Source organism: Paenibacillus ihumii (assembly GCF_001403875.1).
GTDB lineage: Bacteria > Bacillota > Bacilli > Paenibacillales > Paenibacillaceae > Fontibacillus > Fontibacillus ihumii.
In genome coordinates, this window is sequence record NZ_LN884299.1 from 1100461 (window position 1) to 1119263 (window position 18803).

An 18803-nucleotide genomic window follows, 5' to 3' on the forward strand; every position below is an offset into this window, starting at 1 on the left:
AACGACAAAGTGAAGAATAAAATTAGCATTAATTCACCCTATATTTTGATGATGGTGCCTTTGCTGGCAATCTACTTGGTATTTTACATCATTCCTCTACTATATACGGCCATTTACAGTTTTACGGATTGGAGCAATTATTCCAGCGTGACGAGCTTTACAGGACTGAACAATTACCAAAAAATTTTCTCAGACTACACGCTATTCATCGGAATCAAGAACTCGTTGATTTATGCGGTTGTTAATGTACTGATGCAAAATGTGATCGCCTTGCCCGTGGCGGTGATTCTCAATTCGAAGCTGAGGTTTCGCAATGGCTTTCGCGCACTGTTTTTCAGTCCGGCCGTATTGAGCACGCTAGTTGTTGGTTTCTTATGGAGTTATATTTTGACCTCCAGCGATTATGGTCTGCTGAATAAGATGATCGGTGTGTTTGGAATCGAACCCGTAAACTGGCTGGGAAATCCGAAGACTGCACTGGCTGCCATCATATTGACCCAGGTCTGGCAGTGGTTTGGCTGGGCGATGGTCATTTATTTAGCCAATCTGCAAAGCATCAGCGAAGATTTGTACGAAGCAAGCATGATTGATGGATGCTCGCGATGGAAGCAGTTTTTGTACATTACGATCCCTCAGCTTGCGCCTGCCATCAAAATCAACCTAGTTACGGGAATGATTTCGGGACTAAAAGTGTTTGACATCGTAGTGTCACTAACCAAAGGCGGGCCTGGCTACTCGACTGAAACGATCCTAACTCTGATGTTCTCCAAATTCTCCGAGGGGAATTACGGATATGCGGCTTCCTTCGGGATTGTATTTCTGATCGTCAGCATTCTGCTAGCTGGAGTGCTGTTGAGACTGTTCAAGGTGTGGGAGGATCGATTGAATTGAAATCAGACAAGACAAACAAAAAAATCATTCATCTTCTCTCGTTTACATTGATGCTCGTACTGGGACTGATCGTGGCGATCCCGCTTTATTATTTGCTGGTAACAACCTTCAAAACGCCTTTAGAGGCGGCGGTTTCTCCATTGTCCCTGCCCAAATCGCTTAGCTTTGGCGCTTATACCGCTGCCTTTCAGAAAATGGAATATCCACGCGCGTTTATGAATACCTTTATCATCACCTTTTTCTCGGTTATCGGAGTCATTTTATGCTCCTCTATGGGCGGGTACGTTCTCAATCGAAAAGGGGACAGCAAGACTGCAAAGTTTATTTTTATCATGATCCTTTCTGGTATTATGTTTCCTTACCAGATGTCGGTTCTGGGCCTTTACAAAGTGATTCAAGGCTTAAATTTGATGAACACCCTAACGGCGGTAGCCTTTATTAATATCGCGGTCAATATACCCTTCGCAACATTTATGTTCCGCTCTTTTATATCTACCATTCCCGGAGAATTGGAAGAAGCGGCGAAAATCGATGGAGCGGGGTTTTACAGAGTGTTTTGGGTCATTACTTTTCCGCTGATGAAGCCGGTCATAGCCACGGTCGCCATCCTCAACTCATTAACGATATGGAATGATTTTATGGGGCCGCTCTATTTTATCCAATCCAGACCAAAAAATGTTATTCTGCAGGAGGTCTATCGCAATGTAGGACAATTCTCCACGGACTGGACGAGCATGTTTCCGATGATGGTATTAGGGGTGCTGCCGCTGCTAGTATTCTATCTTCTGATGCAGAAGTATATTATTGGCGGAGTTATGAACGGCGCTTTGAAAGGGTAGGGCATGAAAACTATTCATAAAATTAAATTAGGAGTGTAGTCAAATGAGGCCGCACAATGTAAAAATCGAAAATCATATTCCGGGTAATTCGCCGGATTTCCGCATTGCATTTTCCGAGACGAACCATATCTCATGGCTCAGTCATCCCGATGACGGACATCAGATGAATTGGGCAGGAAGTATGCAAAAATGGGGCGAGGTTCGCCTTAACCTTGATTTAGACGTGACTATTACGAGAGAAGCTTTAGCTGATCATAAATTAAGAGAAACCTATACGTTTACGAATAATACGGATTTTGATATTTATACGCAAATCGAGGATGTAGGCATTTATGCGACGTTTCCGGATCAGTACGATTCCGCAGACGTATGTATGGCTGAAAGATGCCATGCGCATATATGGTGCGGCGGGGAGGTCAGTTATATTATGGGCCTGCGTATGGGGGGCGACACTCCTCATTTAGGCCTTATGCTAACCAAGGGCTGCATTGAACATTACAGCATTGAAAGAGACTTTAACCAGAGCAGCAACAACCGTGGCAGCATAATACTGCACCCGGCTCCGTTTATTTTACTGCCCGGGCAGTCTTATGTCGTTGAGTGGGAATTGTTCTGGCATAAGGGAAAAGAGGATTTTTATCATCAGCTCAAAACATATCCCCACTATATTCACGTAGAAGCCGAGAAGTATATTCTGTTTGCTGGGGAAGTCAATCGAGTGGAAATTTCCCACTCTTTCTCCCAGGTAAATTCCGTAGAAATTTTATGTCGGGACAGAAGCGTTCCATATACGGTGGAGAATCATTCGCTTATTATAGAGGATTCGTTCTCTACTGTAGGAGAATATAGATATTCCGTTACCGTAAATGGCATCAATACAAGCTACAACATTCTGGTGCTGCCGCCGCTGGATGAGCTGATCCGAGCCAGATGCGAATTTATCGTCAGGAACCAGCAGTGTCATCGCGGGGACAGCCGTTTGGATGGCGCTTATCTGGTTTACGATAACGAGACCAATTCGATGTATTATTCGCATTACCATGACCACAACGGCGGTAGGGAAAGATTCGGGATGGGCGTACTAATTGCCAAGTATTTGCAAAATCAGGATTCTGCGGAAATGGAACAGAGCTTAATGAAATACGTCAAGTATATTGAGAGAGAACTGTTTGATACCGATAGCGGCGAAGTATACAACGATATTGGCAGAAATAACGATATTCATCGGTTATACAATTATCCTTGGTTAGCAGTCCTTTATATGGAGCTGTACAATTTGCACAAGGATCAACGATACCTGGTCCATATGTCGAAAATTTTACATGCCTATTATAGAAATGGCGGAGATCAATTTTATCCCATTGAGCTTCCGATGTACAAAATGATTCAATTGCTCAGAGTGAATGGATTATCGACTGAAGCGGAATCCTTGTTCGCGAGCTTCCAAAGGCATGTTGATTTCATCTATCATTGCGGTACCTCTTATCCGCCAAGTGAAGTGAATTACGAGCAGAGCATCGTTGCTCCGGCAGCAAATTGCCTTATCCAGATGTACCAATTATGCAAGGAAGAAAAATACCTGATCGCCTTCCGGGAGCATTTGCGTATTCTAGAATTGTTCAATGGCCGGCAGCCTGATTACAATTTGTATGAAGTGGCAATCCGGCACTGGGACGGTTACTGGTTCGGCAAAAGAAGACTGCTCGGAGATACGTTCCCGCATTATTGGAGCGGCTTATCGGGGCGGGTGTATCAGGAGTATGCACAGGTTGCGGAGAGTAAGGACGCAGTAACTTATCGCATGATGAGTGAGCAATCACTGCGCGGCGTTCTAAGTCTGTTTCAGCCCGACGGCCGCGCTTCCTGTGCAAGGCTATTTCCGTTAAAGGTAAACGAGATTCCTGGACAATTCGATGACCCATGGGCCAATGATCAGGATTGGGCGCTGTACTTCATGCTGTCATCGGAGATGGCACGATTGTAACAGTACAAGCTTATATAGCAAGGGCAAAGAGCTGATTCGCAGGTATATGCGGTCAGCTCTTGCTTCTATTGGGAGCATGGGAATATTGCTTGCGGAACTGCTGGGGGGAGCAGCCGTTCTTGAGGGTGAAGCGGCTGGAGAAATAGGGCGCGTTCTTAAAGCCGACGTATTTGGCGATTTCCGCAATAGGCCATTCGGTTTTCAGCAGCAATAGCTTGGCCTGCTCCAGCCGGTAATGCTGCAAGTAGTCATTGGGCGTCATGCCGTAGACCTGCTTCATGCACCGGGTAATGTAGTTATAGTGATAATGCAGCGCTGCAGACAAATCCTCGCTCGTCAGCTCCGCCCTGTAGTTGTTCTTGATGAAGGCTTCTGTCTTCTCGGCTACGGCGACAACTGGCGAGACATATTGCTCAAGCTGCCGTAAATCCATCATTCGCAGCAATTCCTCGAACGTCTGCTGCTGCGTCCAGTAGGCGCTGGATTGACGTATGCCAGGCAGCTGCAGCAGCTTCTCAATGAGCTGATGGGTTCGTTCGGGGTAAGGCATGTCCCACATTTTCGGCAGTTGAATGTAATAGGGGGAGGTTAGAAATGTTCGGTAGTGTTCTTCCGACTGGGGAACGGGAGCAAGCTGCTGGTCGGCAGGGAATTCAGCCCAGGCGCATAGCGAATAGAAATGAACCCAATAAAATACCGTCTCATCCTCGCACGGCCTTACGGCATAATGATAACGATTGGGAAGCAGCAGTAAGGATTGTCCAGCGGTCAGCGCCCACTCCCGATCCTCTTCGCCAATAAACAGTGTGCCGGATTTCATCATAATGAGATCGAACTTTCCCATATTTCGCCGATTTGGATGTTCATGGCCAGGAGTATAAACGGTATAGCCGCATTCCAAATAATAAGGCGCTGGCGGGGCGGGGAAATGGACGATTTCCGTTGCTTTTATCACAAGAATCCTCCTTATCTATTGAATGTATTTGAGTATTCTGAGTGTGAAATATTATAAATAATAGGTTGGTTATATTCGTATTATTTACTAATCATATCGGATAGAATCAGAGGTGTCAGTATGATATTTCGAAAATAAGAAGGAGGATTCTTCAGCATGAGCAAATCGGTTCAATTTGAGCATGTCGAAAGAGTGCCGCTTAACCAAGTACAAATTAAGGATGACTTTTGGAGTTATTATATTGATTTGGTGCGCAGTGTTGTAGTCCCTTACCAATGGGAGGCGCTGAATGACCGCCTCGAAGCCGCCGAGCCAAGCGGAGCGATCCGCAACTTCAAGATTGCCGCTGGACTGGAGGAGGGCGAATTTTACGGCATGGTGTTCCAGGACAGCGATGTGGCCAAATGGCTGGAGGCCGTATCCTATTTACTGGAGTCGAAGCCGGATCCCGAGCTGGAGAGCACGGCTGACGAAGTGATCGAGATCATCGCCAAGGCTCAACAGGAGGACGGCTACCTCAATACTTACTATACGCTTAAAGAGCCGGGAAGAAGATGGAGCAATCTGGCGGAATGCCATGAGCTCTATTGCGCGGGCCATATGATTGAGGCGGGGGTGGCTTATTACCGGGCGACAGGAAAAAGAAGGCTGCTCGACGTCGTATCCCGCTTTGCGGATCATATCGACTCCGTATTCGGCACAGAGCCGGGCAAGCTGCGGGGCTATGACGGACATCAGGAAATCAAGCTGGCTCTCGTCAAGCTCTATCACGCGACCGGAACTGAACGTTATTTGCGCCTTGCCCAATATTTTGCAGAGCAGCGCGGGCAGAAGCCTAACTTCCATGAGATGCAGCTGAAGGAACGCGGGGGAGTAACCCATTGGACGGGAATCAATCACGCGATTGATCTGGAATATTCCCAGTCGCACGCACCCGTTAGAGAGCAGGAGAAGGCGATTGGCCACGCCGTACGCGAGGTCTATATGCTGACGGGGCTGGCCGATATCGCTGCTGAGACGAAGGATGAATCGCTTTTGGCTGCCTGCCAGCGATTATGGGAGAACATTGTTTCGCGGCAAATGTACATTACAGGTGCTATCGGCTCGATGCCGCAAGGAGAAGCCTTCTCATTTGATTATGATTTGCCTAACGATACTGCATATGCGGAGACATGCGCTTCGATCGGCCTGATTTTCTTTGCCCGCCGGATGCTGCAAATCTCGCCGAAATCCGAGTATGCGGATGTACTTGAGCGTGCCCTGTATAATACGGTCGTGGCCGGAATGTCGAGGGATGGCAAGCATTTCTTCTACGTGAATCCGCTGGAGGTCGATCCGAAGGCTTGCGGCGGAGCAAACCGCAAATTCGATCATATCAAGCCAGTGCGCCAGGAATGGTTCGGCTGCGCCTGCTGTCCGCCGAACGTAGCTCGTCTGCTCTCCTCGCTGGGGGAGTACATTTATATGGTTCATAGAGATACGATCTATGCGCATTTGTATATTGGCGGGGAGGCTAAGCTCAATGTAGCAGGCAATACAGTACAGGTGAAGCAGACCTCTAGCTACCCTTGGGATGGACGGATTAAGCTGGAGATTAATCCGGAGCAGCCCGCTGAATTTGCGGTTGCATTGCGCATTCCGGGCTGGTGCAGGAAAGCGGATTTGTCTGTCAATAACGAGACGTATCCGCTGAACGGCCAAACGATTCAGAATGGCTACGTCCGCATTGCCAGGGGCTGGCAGCAGGGCGATATTGTGGAGCTGGTATTGGATATGCCTGTGGAGCGCATGCGCAGCCATCCTTTGGTCCGCGGCAATGCGGGTAAAGTGGCGCTGCAGCGCGGGCCGCTAGTTTATTGTCTGGAGCAGGCCGATAACGGTGCTAACCTGCATCAGATTGTACTGCCGGCGAATGCCAAGCTGGAGACGAAATACGAAGCAGATCTGCTAGGCGGTGTCGTGGTCGTTGAGGCGGAAGGCTTGCGGGAGAGTGCCGCAAATTGGCCGGGCGGACTGTACAGCCCGGAGGCTGCCGCGGCGCTCCGGGAAGAGAAAGTGACATTTATACCTTATTACGCCTGGGCGAATCGCGGTGAAGGCGAAATGAGCGTATGGGTTCGGGAAAAGCGGTAACTTCAGGTCCTATCCTCCAGCATGGGAGTCCTTGCAGCAGATTAACTGCGGCAGGGACTCCCTTTTTTAAAACAAGGCGAACATCAAGATAGTGCAACAAATGAACATAATAATACAGGCAAGAAGCAGAAATTGGGTATATGCTTAATGAAAGCGCTTAACACTGACTGTTATGGTGAGATGACAGTTTATTTGTGTTGGCGAAGGCAGACTTGGGGTTGGTGGAAGTCACGCATAATGAAATCACGCATAATGAAGTCGCACATAATGAAGTCTGACAATGAGGTCAGAGAAGTTGAAGTCACGCATATTGAAGAGACATACCAAAAGTCAAACATATTGTAGTCATCATAAGGAAGTCAGACGTGTTGAAATCCAACATGCTGAGATCCAACATGCTGAGATCCAACACATTGAAGTTAGACATTGAAATCAGACATATTGTAATCAATTATAAAGAGGTCAGATATAATTAAAATTCAACATACTAAGATTCAATCCATTGAAGTCGGTTATATTGATATCCAACATAATTGTAGTCCATACATCAACATACTGAAGTCTATTTGAAATGATAAGGACCTGCATATGTCAGTAATAATTTTATTCCGGAGGGGGAGTCTGGATGATTGATGTGCTGATCGTGGATGATGAACCGAAGCTGAGAGAGGGACTGCGCACGTTCATCGAGTGGGAAGCTCTTGGCTACCGGGTGGTGGATACAGCGTCTAACGGAAATGAAGCGCTGGAGAAGTATGCCGTTTGCCGGCCAGGGCTTGTTATCGCCGACATTAGAATGCCGGGCATGGACGGGCTGCAGCTCATTCAGCGCCTTAGGGAGCAGGATCCTCAGCTCCATATATTGATCCTAAGCGGATACGCGGATTTCGAGTATGCCAAGAAAGCAATTGCCCAAAGGGCGGATGGCTATTTGCTAAAGCCCGTCGATGAAGATGAGCTGATGGAATATCTTGTCGGAATCAAGGCGGTGATCGAAGAGGAACAGGCCTCGGAGGAATGGCAGCAGGCCACGAAGGAGTGGACGAGGGAAGCCTTGATCCAGCTGCTGCTGACAGAGACGGAGCATACCTCCGAGGAGCGCCGCCGGCTGAAGGATCGGGCCGAAGAGCTGGGGCTACTATGGAACAGCTATCAGGTGCTGCTGGTTGCCTTGTATGATGAGCTGACGGAATCAGTGCTTTATCAGCTTAGAAGAACGTTAGCCGAGACCTTCGAGCATTGCGGCAGGGGCTGGGTATTCGAGCTGCATGGGCAAGCTGGTGTATTGATGAAGGAGCCGCTCCTTGCCGTGGAGAGGGAAGACATGTACCGTTCGATCCAAGCAGCAATCGGGCCGGGAGTAGAGTTTACCGCAGCGCTGGGCACTAGGGCCAGTTCACTGGATGAAGTCGCCAATTCGTACGGGGCGGCGCGCGAGCTGATTAAGCTGCGTTTTTTTCTTGATGATGGGAAGCTGCTATGCCAGGAAGATGCGCATAGTGAGTATGAAGAGGGATGCTCCGAGGTTCTCCCATCTGAAACTCTAACCGATCAAATTTATTACGCCGTCGATATCGGGAATGCCAAGGCGGTGAAATCGCTGGTCAGGCAGACGTGTCGCAGCTGGATTGCGGAAGGTTGCTCGGAAGCGGAGGTCAAGCGCCGTTTTGTGGAAATTCTGACCTCGGTCATGGGCAAAGGGCTTAAGCAGCATCCCGAGCTTCAGCAGCAAAGCAAGCCTTTCTCCGATATGCTGACAGAGATATATCACATGCGGAGCATCCGGGCGTTATACGACAAGATCGATTATTTTCTGCAGCAGCTCATGAGCAATTTGGGAGAGAAAGACAAGCACCGCGAGGTGAAAATCATGCTCGACCTAATCGAGCGGAATTTCAGCGATAACCTGAAGCTGGAGACGCTATCTGGCGTCCTGAACTATAATAGCGCATACTTAGGCAAGCTGTTCAAAAATGAGACGGGGGAATATTTTAACACCTACCTCGACAAGGTGCGGATCGAAAAAGCAAAAGCGTATCTTGAGGACGGTCTCAAGGTCTATCAGGTGGCGGAGAAGGTCGGCTACACGAACGTCGATTATTTTCACTCCAAATTTAAAAAATATGTAGGCACTTCTCCCTCAGCTTACCGCCGGCATGCGAGCAGTGAGTGATCAGACGCGAAACAGCAAGCCCTTCATTAACTTGCTTCAGCCAAGCAGCGCGCGCTCATAAATGAATGCTTCACATCCGATCTTTCCAGGCATCATCCTGGAAAGATTTTTTTGTCCGGCGTGCCCAGCTAAGCACGCATCTTCTAGCCGGTGAAAGTCCGGTCGCGGGAAGGGCCAAGCCCCCGCGTAGCTAGGATACCTACGTATGGCGAAATCTGTACGTAGAAGCGTATCGACGAAAGTACCTGTCAGAGGCAGGGCGAGCAACATACCAGGCCGTAACATGAAAGTGAATCCTGCCGCGTCGTCAAAAAGGCCTCGCAAGAGGGAAAAGAGGAAGCCGAGTCCCGCGTACATGGACGAAGGCCATGGAAGCTGCCTAGAACTTGGAGCGGCAGAGAAGAATCCTCCGGCGTAGAGGGAACGGCATGGTATGAAAGAGGATGCAGTGAACTGGGGAGGCCCTCCCCTGCACGGTTGCAGAAACCGTAAAGAGGCCTTCTATAAGCCCCAGAGGTGAAGTGAACGGTCTGCAGGAAGGGAGTCCGAGGGGCTCATAGTACCGTGGAACGCAGGACAACACAACCTGCGGGAGGGAAGGAGCCCTGCTTTGTTCAAGTTTCTTGAGGAGGTACGAGTCAGTGAATGCCAAACGGCTAACAACACCAGAGGAAAACGTTCAACAACTCCAAGGGAAACTCGGTCATGCGGCCAAGGAGAACAAGAAGCGAAGATTTCACGCGCTGTACGACAAGGTCTATCGGGTAGACATCTTATGGGAAGCGTGGCGAAGGGTACGAGCCAACGAGGGCTCGGCAGGAGTGGATGGAGAGACGTTGGCAGACATCGAGAAACAGGGAGAAATGCGTTTTGTGCTTGAATGTCAACGGCTACTGAAAGAAGGGAAGTACCATCCACAACCCGTTAGACGCCACTACATCCCGAAGAAAGATGGCAAACTGCGACCGCTGGGGATCCCGACGGTGAGAGACCGCGTCATCCAGATGGCGACCAAACTCGTCATGGAACCCATTTTCGAGGCGGATTTTCAGGACACGTCTTTCGGTTTTCGGCCTAAGCGGAGCGCGAAACAGGCGTTGGAGCGAATCCGGAAAGCATGCAACCGCAAAGGAAATTGGGTGGTCGACGTCGACATCCAAGGCTACTTCGACAACATCAATCAGGAGAAACTGATGAAGCTGATCGAAATGCGGATCAGTGACAGGCGAATCTTGAAGTTGGTGAGGAAGTGGTTAGGTGCGGGAGTGATGGAAGAAGGAAACATCCGACGCTCAGACTTGGGTACACCGCAAGGGGGAGTGATCTCACCACTGCTGGCGAACATCTACCTGAATTACTTTGATCTTCTGTGGGAACGACATGGCGGTAAGCTTGGGGAACTGACGCGTTATGCAGATGATCTGGTGATCATCTGCAAGACGAAGAAGGACGCACAGCGGGCCTATGAACTCATACGAGCGATTATGGAACGCCTGGAATTAACCCTGCACCCCACGAAAACGCGCATCGTTGGACTTTGGACTGGGGAAGAAGGCTTCGATTTTCTGGGCATGCATCATCGAAAGACGAAGGCCGAAACATCCAAAGGCCAAGTGTACTACACAACCCAGCAGTGGTTGTGCCGGAAGGCGGAAGAGCGAATACGGGAAGGGGTAAAAGAGCGATTAGCTCCGCCAGGTATGCGACGCCTGAGTTTCGAAGAGCACGTGGAGTACCTGAATCCAAAGATTCAAGGCTGGCGCAATTACTACTACACAGCTTACAGCCAGAGGAAGATGGCGAAGTTGGATTGGTATATCCGGCAGCGGTTTGCGAAGTGGTATGCTAAGAAACACAAACGCAGACGATGGTTGAGTTCGCTGCGCGAAGTGAAGTCTTTGTCTATTCAATATGGACTTAAAACGCTCTTGTAATCTGCATGCTCATGATGACGAACATCGGAAAGCCGTATGAGGGAAAACCTCACGTACGGTTTGATGAGGAGGGGCTGGGCCCCGCCCAGCCTTTCACTCTAGCATTCCTTCCCTAGCACGTAGTTAACTGTATTTACTGTAATAAAATGATATGGCCTATCGCTGAATGCAGCATGAATTGGATTTCTTGTAATTAGAATTAAGTAAAAGGCCGGTTAAGTTAAAAGGTGGTGTTTTAGATACTTTAAATACAGCTATTTTGCGGAACATCCTTTTTGAACAGTAATTAGATACATGAAATCCATTAACTCAATGGGCAGAACGGAAAGTCTGCTTAGTGGTACGAAGGACTAGACAATTCTCTGAAATAAGCAGTATGAATAACTAGACTATTCCCTGCATCCGAGCGACATAAATGAATGCTGCACATCCCATCTTTCCAGGCATCATCCTGGAAAGATTTTTTTGTCCGTATTTCTTCCCTAGCACGTAGTTAACTGTATTTACTGTAATAAAATGATATGGCCTATCACTGAATGCAGCATGAATTGGATTTCTTGTAATTAGAATTAAATAAAAGGCCGGTTAAGTTAAAAGGTGGTGTTTTAGATACTTTAAATACAGCTATTTTGCGGAACATCTTTTTTGAACAGTAATTAGATACATGAAATCCATTAACTCAATGGGCAGAACGGAAAGTCTGCTTAGTGGTACGAAGGACTAGACAATTCTCTGAAATAAGCAGTATGAATAACTAGACTATTCCCTGCATCCGAGCGACATAAATGAATGCTGCACATCCCATCTTTCCAGGCATCATCCTGGAAAGATTTTTTTGTCCGTATTTCTTCCCTAGCACGTAGTTAACTGTATTTACAGTAATAAAATGATATGGCCTATCGCTGAATGCAGCATGAATTGGATTTCTTGTAATTAGAATTAAGTAAAAGGCCGGTTAAGTTAAAAGGTGGTGTTTTAGATACTTTAAATACAGCTATTTTGCGGAACATCCTTTTTGAACAGTAATTAGATACATGAAATCCATTAACTCAATGGGCAGAACGGAAAGTCTGCTTAGTGGTACGAAGGACTAGACAATTCTCTGAAATAAGCAGTACGAAGGGCTAGACTATTCTCTGAGATATTCATCGCATAGAAGTACGAGCAACCAAGATTATTCTCTACGACTGAGGAACTTGACAATTCCCTGCATAAGCGTACGAAGCTATTCTCTGCATAAGCGTAAGAGGAAACTGGACTATTATCTGCACAAGCATACGAAGAACTAAGATTATTATATGAAAACATGACTAATCTTCCGTGTATGAAGTCTTCACTACGAGCGTTATGATGGCGGTATAGGAGACAGCAGCAAGAAGGCCAAAGCATTTAAAAGCGCTTTCAATGTTGAATTCATACAGAAATGAGGTTGTTCTACGTGGAGCATAATTATCAATTTCCCTTTCAAAATCCCGATTTGCCGCTGGAGGAGCGGGTGAATGATCTGATCTCCAGATTTACAGTCGAAGAAAAGATTCAATTGATGTGCCAATATCAGGCGGAGATCCCCCGGCTTGGCGTACAAAAATACAAGCATGGCACCGAGGGGGCGCACGGCGTGGCCTGGCTGGGCGAAGCGACCGTGTTTCCGCAGAATACGGGCTTGGCCTGTACATGGAATCCCGAGCTGATGCGTGAGATAGGCTCGGTCATCGCGGACGAAGCCAGAGTGTATTACCAGCGTGATCCGGCCATCAACGGCCTGACGATTTGGGCGCCGACGGTCGATATGGAGCGCGATCCCCGCTGGGGACGGACCGAGGAGGCGTACGGGGAAGACCCGTGCTTGACCGGACGCTTGACGACCGAGCTAATTAAAGGAATGCAGGGAGACCATCCTTTCTATTATAAGACGGTAGCTACCTTGAAGCATTTCTACGGGAACAATAATGAGATCGATCGCGGCAGCGCGTCGGTCAGCATCGATCCCCGAAATAAGCGCGAGTATTATTTGAAAGCGTTTGAAGCGCCGTTTCGCGAAGGAGGGGCCGGCTCTATGATGACCGCTTATAACGGCATCAACGGGACGCCGTGCAACTTGAATAACGAAGTCAATGAAATCGTGAAGGGCGAATGGGGCATGAACGGCTTCGTCGTCGGAGATGCCGGAGACGTGCTGGGAACAGTCATGGATCACGGCTATGTCCAGTCCTATGCCGAGGCGGTTGCCGGCTCGGTAAAAGCGGGAATCGACAGCATCACCGATGACCAGGACATTTCATTCCAGGCGCTGCGCGATGCGCTCAAGCAGGGGCTGCTAAGCGAGGCAGACCTGGATCATGCGCTCCGCAACACCTTCCGGGTTCGGTTCCGGCTAGGGGAGTTCGACCCCGCAGAGCGCAATCCTTACAGCCACGTGCCGGAGTCGAAGCTTTGCGCGCCTGAGCATGCGGCTCTGTCGCTAAGGGCTGCACGGGAGTCCGTCGTGCTGCTCAAGAACGAAGGGCTCCTGCCGCTGCCGAAGGAGCAGGGCTCCGTCGCCGTGATCGGACCGCTTGCAAACGAGGCCTATACCGACTGGTACAGCGGCACCCCGGCATACAGAATCACGCCGCTACAGGGCGTGATGGAGCAGTTAGGCACGAACAATGTCCATTTCTCCACGGGGAATAACCGGATTCGTCTCCGTTCCGCCCAGACCGGGAACTACGTTTCCGTGGCTCCTGAAGACGGGGAGCTTAGAACCGAATCCGCGTCCGCCGAGCAAGCTGAAATATTCGAATGCACGGACTGGGGCTGGGACAGCCTTACCCTTCGAGCGATGAGCAACGGCAGGTTTGTCACCGAACGCGATCACGAGCAGGGCGGGGGGCTTGCCGCCGCGGCAGAGGAGGCTCGGGGCTGGTTCGTCAAAGAGGTGTTCAGCTTCGCGGAGGGCGAGAAGGATGCGCTGCTCATGAAATCCTGGGAAGGCAAGCCCATTGTGGAGGATGGGGATCGCCGTCTGGTCGTTGCCGGGGAGGAGCAGACGTTGCGGCCCGGGTTTTATGTCGAGATCGTTCAGGACGGGGTGAAGGAGGCCGCCGATATGGCAAAGTCCGTGGATACGGCCATTGTCTTCGTTGGCAACAGCCCATTCATCAACGGCAAAGAAACGGTGGACCGTCCCGATATTACGCTCCCGCCGGCCCAGCAGGCCCTGATTCAAGCCGTGCATGCCGCCAATCCGAATACGGTCGTGGTTATTGTCGGCAGCTACCCGTTCGCGGTCAATTGGGAGAAGGAGCATATTCCATCTATCCTGTTTACATCCCATGGAGGGCAGGAGCTTGGCCATGCGGTAAGCGACGTGCTGTTCGGGAATTACAATCCGGCAGGTCGCCTCAACATGACCTGGTACAAATCGGCGGCTGAACTGCCGGACATCATGGATTATGACATCATCAAGGGGAAAAGAACTTACCAATATTTCGATGGCGAAGTGCTGTTTCCTTTTGGCCATGGATTGAGCTACACCGAGTTTGCATACAGCGAGCTGATCTTAAGCGCTGCCAAGGTATCCGGAAAGGATACGGTAACTGTATCCGTGAACGTAAGCAACACAGGGCAGCTGAAAGGTGACGAGGTCGTTCAGCTGTATGTCCGCGCGAACCAGTCCCGGGTCGTACGCCCATTGAAGACGTTAAGCGGGTTCCGGCGAATCCATCTGGCAGCAGGGGCGTCGGCTACAGTAACGTTCGAGCTGCGCAGCGCCGATCTGGCTTTCTGGGATGTGACGCGCGATCGCTATTGCGTGGAGAGCGGGTCGTACACGCTGATGATCGGGCGCTCGGCGGAGGATATCGTGCTTCAAACGACGCTTGAGGTCGAGGGGGAGCGGGTTCCGCCGCGAACGGCCGCTGCACCGGTGCGGGCCGTGAATTACGATGATTACGAGGGCGTCTATATCGATGAATGCCGCGAGGGCGGCGAGAGTGTGGCCTGTAAGCGGGAAGCCGGCTGGATCGCCTTCCATGACGTGGAGTTCGGAGCTGAGGCCACGCGGTTCGAAGCGAGAGTATCCGGCTCGACCAAGGGCGGCGCGATCGCAATTATACTGGATGGCGTGGACGGTCCTGCTGCAGCTGTATGCCGGGTGCTGCCGACGGGCGGACCGCAAGCGTGGACGACGGTATCCGTCCCGGTTGAAGAGGTATCTGGCCGCCGGCAGCTATATTTGAAGCTGCAAGGCGAAGTCCGGCTTAGCTGGTTCAGGATCGTTTAGTTAGCTTCGATGGACTCGAACCATTTTTTGCGGAATTCTGAAGGCGAGCAATTCATCGCCTTTCGGAATACCCGGATGAAGTAGCTGATATTGTCATAGCCTACTTCAAGAGCGATATCTGATATTTTGCGCCCGGGCTCCCGCAGCAGCTCGACAGCCTGGCGGATCCGGTAGGAGTTGATGTAGTCCATCGGGGTCTGCCGGGTCATGGATTTGAAGAAGCGGCACAGTTGCCCTTCGCTCATCGGAATGAGAGCGGCTAACTCGGAGAGCCGGATCTGCTGGTCATAGTTCTGCTGAATGTATTCGATAACCCGTTTCAGACGCTCGATTTTAAATGAATCATTGCCGTTGCTGGCCGAACGGTTACAAAGCTGACCGCTGCCCGCCATATCCGAGAGCATAAGATACAGATGCCCTTTGACAGCACCCTCATAACCGGGAGTTCTTGCCTGGCAACTGTTCATCATTGCCGCCAGGTGCTGCAATAAGGATTTGCCATAATCATGCTTCCCGGAAATATGACGGGGGAACGTGGCCTTTCTTTCCTGCATCGGGAGAATTAAATTCTCCTGAACAGCGTCATAATAAGCGCTGGAGAGCATATTCGTTCCAAAAACGAGGGAGAAAAACGAGCAGCCCTGATCCCCATGGGCGTGAGCGGCGTGTATGTCGCCGCCATCGATATATACGGCCTCGCCAGCACGCACGACGAAATAATCGGTATCTACCTGGAACAGCGTCTCTCCTTCCAGGCAGTAGAAGAATTCAGCTTCCTCGTGCCAGTGGCAGTCCACAACATGCTCGCCCGGGCCGAACTGGTACCAATAGGTGCCAAAGGGCAATCTTTCATCGCCATGAATCTTGCTCTCCTTCAGAGAGCGGCGCATCGCTTGATCCATTCAGCTCACCTCATCAATTTTGTGTTATAAATCCATTAAATTATGTTAGAATGGGTTGTTTTTTATCAGTATAATGCAAGTATAGAATGTTTCTCGCAAGATTACAACGATATCAGAAAGGCGGTTCTTGAACGATGAAATTTACAGACGGCAACTGGTTGATTCGTGAAGGATTTACACTGTCTACAGCGGTGCAGGCCCACGATTTTACGATTGCAGATCATAAGCTGACAGCCTATGCTTCAACAAGGCCGATTCAAGGTCGTGCCAATACGATTAACGGTCAACTGCTGACGATTCAATTCCACTCCCCGCTTCCAGGCGTCATCGGCGTGAAGCTGGTGCATTTTGCCGGTACGGTGGATCATGGTCCTCATTTCGAACTCGCAGGCGGCAGCGGCGATCACGTCCAAATTACGGAGAACGACGATTATGCCGAGCTGAAGAGCGGCAATTTAAGCGTTAGAGTAAACAAGGGGCCGCAATGGTCCGTTGATTTCTACCGCGGCTCGGAGCGCATTACGGGCAGCGCGTTCAAGTCCATGGCTCATGTCGAGGAGAACGGCGGCGCGGTATATATGCGTGAAGAACTGGATCTTACGGTAGGCGAATGGGTATACGGGCTTGGAGAGCGCTTTACCTCCTTCGTGAAGAACGGCCAGGTTGTCGATATTTGGAACAAGGATGGCGGCACAAGCTCCGAGCAAGCTTACAAGAACATTCCTTTTTATATTACAAACAAAGGATACGGGGTATTTGTCAATGATCCGGGCGCTGTTTCCTTTGAAGTAGCTTCCGAGAAGGTGAAGAAAGTACAATTCAGCGTTCCTGGGGAATCGCTTGAGTATTTCGTCATCGACGGGCCTGAACCGAAAGAGGTTCTGAACAAATATACTGCGCTGACAGGCAAGCCTTCCCTGCCGCCGGCATGGACGTTCGGTCTGTGGCTGACAACGTCGTTTACAACGAACTATGATGAAGCGACGGTCAACTCTTTTGTTGACGGCATGGCGGAGAGAGATCTGCCGCTGCATGTCTTCCACTTCGACTGCTTCTGGATGCGAGAATTCCACTGGACCGATTTCAAATGGGACGAGCGTACATTCCCGGATCCAGAAGGGATGCTGAAGCGTCTTAAGGGGAAGGGGCTTAAAATTTGCGTATGGATCAATCCATATATCGCTCAGCGCTCCGCCCTGTTTGAAGAGGGCAAGAAGCATGGCTATCTTGTAAAAAGACCTAACGGCGACGTATGGCAGTGGAATCTGTGGCAGCCGGGAATGGCGCTTGTTGACTTCACGAATCCCGATGCGTGCGAATGGTTCGCGGGCTATCTGCGTGATCTCGTAGACATGGGCGTGGACAGCTTCAAGACTGACTTCGGCGAGCGGATTCCAACAGATGTCGTCTACCATGACGGCTCCGATCCAGTGAAAATGCACAACTACTACACTCAACTGTATAATAAAGTCGTGTTTGAAGTGCTGGAGGAGAAGCTTGGCAAAAATGAAGCGGCATTGTTTGCCCGTTCGGCTACAGCGGGCGGTCAGAAGTTCCCGGTTCACTGGGGCGGGGACTGCTACGCGGACTACGAGTCGATGGCTGAGAGCTTGAGAGGCGGATTGTCCCTTGGCGTATCCGGCTTTGGCTTCTGGAGCCACGATATCGGCGGATTCGAGAATACGGCGCCTGTCGACGTGTTCAAGCGCTGGCTTGCATTCGGGCTCCTGTCCAGCCACAGCCGTCTCCATGGAAGCAGCTCTTACCGGGTTCCATGGGCATACGACGAGGAAGCGGTAGACGTAACGCGCTTCTTTACGAAGCTGAAATGCCGTCTGATGCCGTACTTGTTCGACACAGCGGTTGAAGCTACGGAACAGGGCGTGCCGACGATGCGCGCGATGTTCCTCGAATTCCCGGAAGATCCGGCAAGCGAAATGCTCGATCGTCAGTACATGCTGGGCGACTCCGTGCTGGTAGCGCCAGTATTCAGCAAGGAAGGCAATGTAAGCTACTACTTGCCGGAAGGCAAATGGACCCATCTCTTGACGGGCGAAACGATCGAAGGTGGAAAATGGCGCAAGGAGAATTACGATTTCTTCAGCCTGCCGCTCTTCGTGCGTCCGAACTCCATCCTCGTCATGGGCGCGAACGATGTCAAACCGGATTATGACTACGCTCAGGACGCAGACGTCAGATTGTACCAAATCGAAGATGGTGCACAGGTATGCCGCAAAGTTCGCAACGTGAAGGGCGACACCGAACTGGAGATCGCAGTATCGCGCGAAGGCTCCACGCTCCGCATCACGGCGGAAGGCGCTGGCAAGCCGTTTAGCATCAGTCTGCACGGCTTCGGCCAGGCAGCATCGGTGCAGGGCGGCCAACTGAACGCCGATGGCAGCATCGCAGTAGGCGCATTCAGCGGCAAAGCGGAAATTCAAGTTACACTTAAATAAGCAAGTTTGATTGAAGTGGAAATATCCCCTATCGGTTGTAGGGGATATTTTCCGCTTTTATTGGATGTTTTCGTTAGGACACTGGCAGTAGCTTATACCCGTCTTATCCATTTTTTGGCCTTCCAGAAGCTCAAGTAACCATTCATTGGGGATCAAATCAATATCGAGGAGTCATATTCGATATATCATAGGAGGAATCATGTTGATTGCACCATAAGAGGAGTCATGTTCGATACACCACATAGGAGTCGTGTTTGATTAGACCATAGGAG

10 protein-coding genes are annotated in these 18803 nt (G+C 50.1%); 8 read left to right on the forward strand and 2 right to left on the reverse strand.

What is annotated here, in order from left to right:
- Nucleotides 1–9: 9 nt before the first annotated feature.
- Genes BN2762_RS12525 through BN2762_RS12535 form a run of 3 tightly spaced genes read left to right on the forward strand, consistent with a single transcriptional unit; the run spans nt 10 to nt 3714 of the window.
- On the forward strand, nt 10–891 hold the full coding sequence (locus BN2762_RS12525; RefSeq protein WP_230202507.1) for a carbohydrate ABC transporter permease: 882 nt from the start codon (nt 10–12) through the stop codon (nt 889–891).
- The gene (locus BN2762_RS12530; RefSeq protein WP_230202508.1) at nt 888–1730 is read left to right on the forward strand and encodes a carbohydrate ABC transporter permease; all 843 of its coding nucleotides are present in this window, start codon (nt 888–890) and stop codon (nt 1728–1730) included. The genes BN2762_RS12525 and BN2762_RS12530 overlap by 4 nt, the downstream gene beginning before the upstream one ends.
- 43 nt (nt 1731–1773) lie before the next feature.
- A complete protein-coding gene (locus tag BN2762_RS12535) occupies nt 1774–3714 on the forward strand; it encodes a hypothetical protein (RefSeq protein ID WP_055107307.1) in 1941 nt (646 codons plus the stop codon).
- Nucleotides 3715–3766: 52 nt separating this feature from the next.
- Here BN2762_RS12535 and BN2762_RS12540 read toward each other — a convergent pair whose 3' ends face one another.
- On the reverse strand, nt 3767–4669 hold the full coding sequence (locus BN2762_RS12540) for a helix-turn-helix domain-containing protein (protein ID WP_055107308.1): 903 nt from the start codon (nt 4667–4669) through the stop codon (nt 3767–3769).
- A 156-nt stretch (nt 4670–4825) separates the two neighbouring features.
- Here BN2762_RS12540 and BN2762_RS12545 point away from each other — a divergent pair, with 156 nt between their 5' ends.
- From BN2762_RS12545 to BN2762_RS12565, 4 genes are all read left to right on the forward strand, one after another.
- Nucleotides 4826–6802 carry a glycoside hydrolase family 127 protein gene (locus tag BN2762_RS12545; protein ID WP_055107309.1) on the forward strand — a complete coding sequence of 659 codons (1977 nt, stop codon included), beginning with the start codon at nt 4826–4828 and terminating at the stop codon, nt 6800–6802.
- Nucleotides 6803–7427: 625 nt separating this feature from the next.
- Nucleotides 7428–8975 (forward strand): response regulator transcription factor, encoded by a 1548-nt coding sequence (locus BN2762_RS12550; RefSeq protein WP_055107310.1) that lies wholly within the window; start codon nt 7428–7430, stop codon nt 8973–8975.
- 641 nt (nt 8976–9616) lie between these two features.
- Nucleotides 9617–10909 carry a group II intron reverse transcriptase/maturase gene (ltrA, locus tag BN2762_RS12560; RefSeq protein WP_055107312.1) on the forward strand — a complete coding sequence of 431 codons (1293 nt, stop codon included), beginning with the start codon at nt 9617–9619 and terminating at the stop codon, nt 10907–10909.
- 1423 nt (nt 10910–12332) lie between these two features.
- Complete coding sequence (locus BN2762_RS12565; protein ID WP_055107313.1) at nt 12333–15173, forward strand: glycoside hydrolase family 3 protein; 2841 nt, start codon at nt 12333–12335, stop codon at nt 15171–15173.
- Here the strand turns inward: BN2762_RS12565 and BN2762_RS12570 are convergent.
- Nucleotides 15170–16075 (reverse strand): AraC family transcriptional regulator, encoded by a 906-nt coding sequence (locus BN2762_RS12570; protein ID WP_055107314.1) that lies wholly within the window; start codon nt 16073–16075, stop codon nt 15170–15172. The two genes, BN2762_RS12565 and BN2762_RS12570, sit on opposite strands and share 4 nt — an antisense overlap.
- 134 nt (nt 16076–16209) lie before the next feature.
- On the opposite strand from BN2762_RS12570, the gene yicI reads away from it, so the two are divergent.
- Entirely contained in the window at nt 16210–18531 is a 2322-nt protein-coding gene (yicI, locus tag BN2762_RS12575) for an alpha-xylosidase (RefSeq protein ID WP_055107315.1), read from the forward strand.
- Nucleotides 18532–18803 lie beyond the last annotated feature (272 nt).

Bases quoted from the DNA above. Each gene is read 5' to 3' on its own strand.
- BN2762_RS12545 (WP_055107309.1), top strand. From the start codon at position 4,826: ATGAGCAAATCGGTTCAATTTGAGCATGTCGAAAGAGTGCCGCTTAAC.
- BN2762_RS12550 (WP_055107310.1), top strand. From the start codon at position 7,428: ATGATTGATGTGCTGATCGTGGATGATGAACCGAAGCTGAGAGAGGGA.
- BN2762_RS12565 (WP_055107313.1), top strand. From the start codon at position 12,333: ATGAGGTTGTTCTACGTGGAGCATAATTATCAATTTCCCTTTCAAAAT.
- yicI (WP_055107315.1), top strand. From the start codon at position 16,210: ATGAAATTTACAGACGGCAACTGGTTGATTCGTGAAGGATTTACACTG.
- BN2762_RS12570 (WP_055107314.1), bottom strand. From the start codon at position 16,075: ATGGATCAAGCGATGCGCCGCTCTCTGAAGGAGAGCAAGATTCATGGC.
- BN2762_RS12535 (WP_055107307.1), top strand. From the start codon at position 1,774: ATGAGGCCGCACAATGTAAAAATCGAAAATCATATTCCGGGTAATTCG.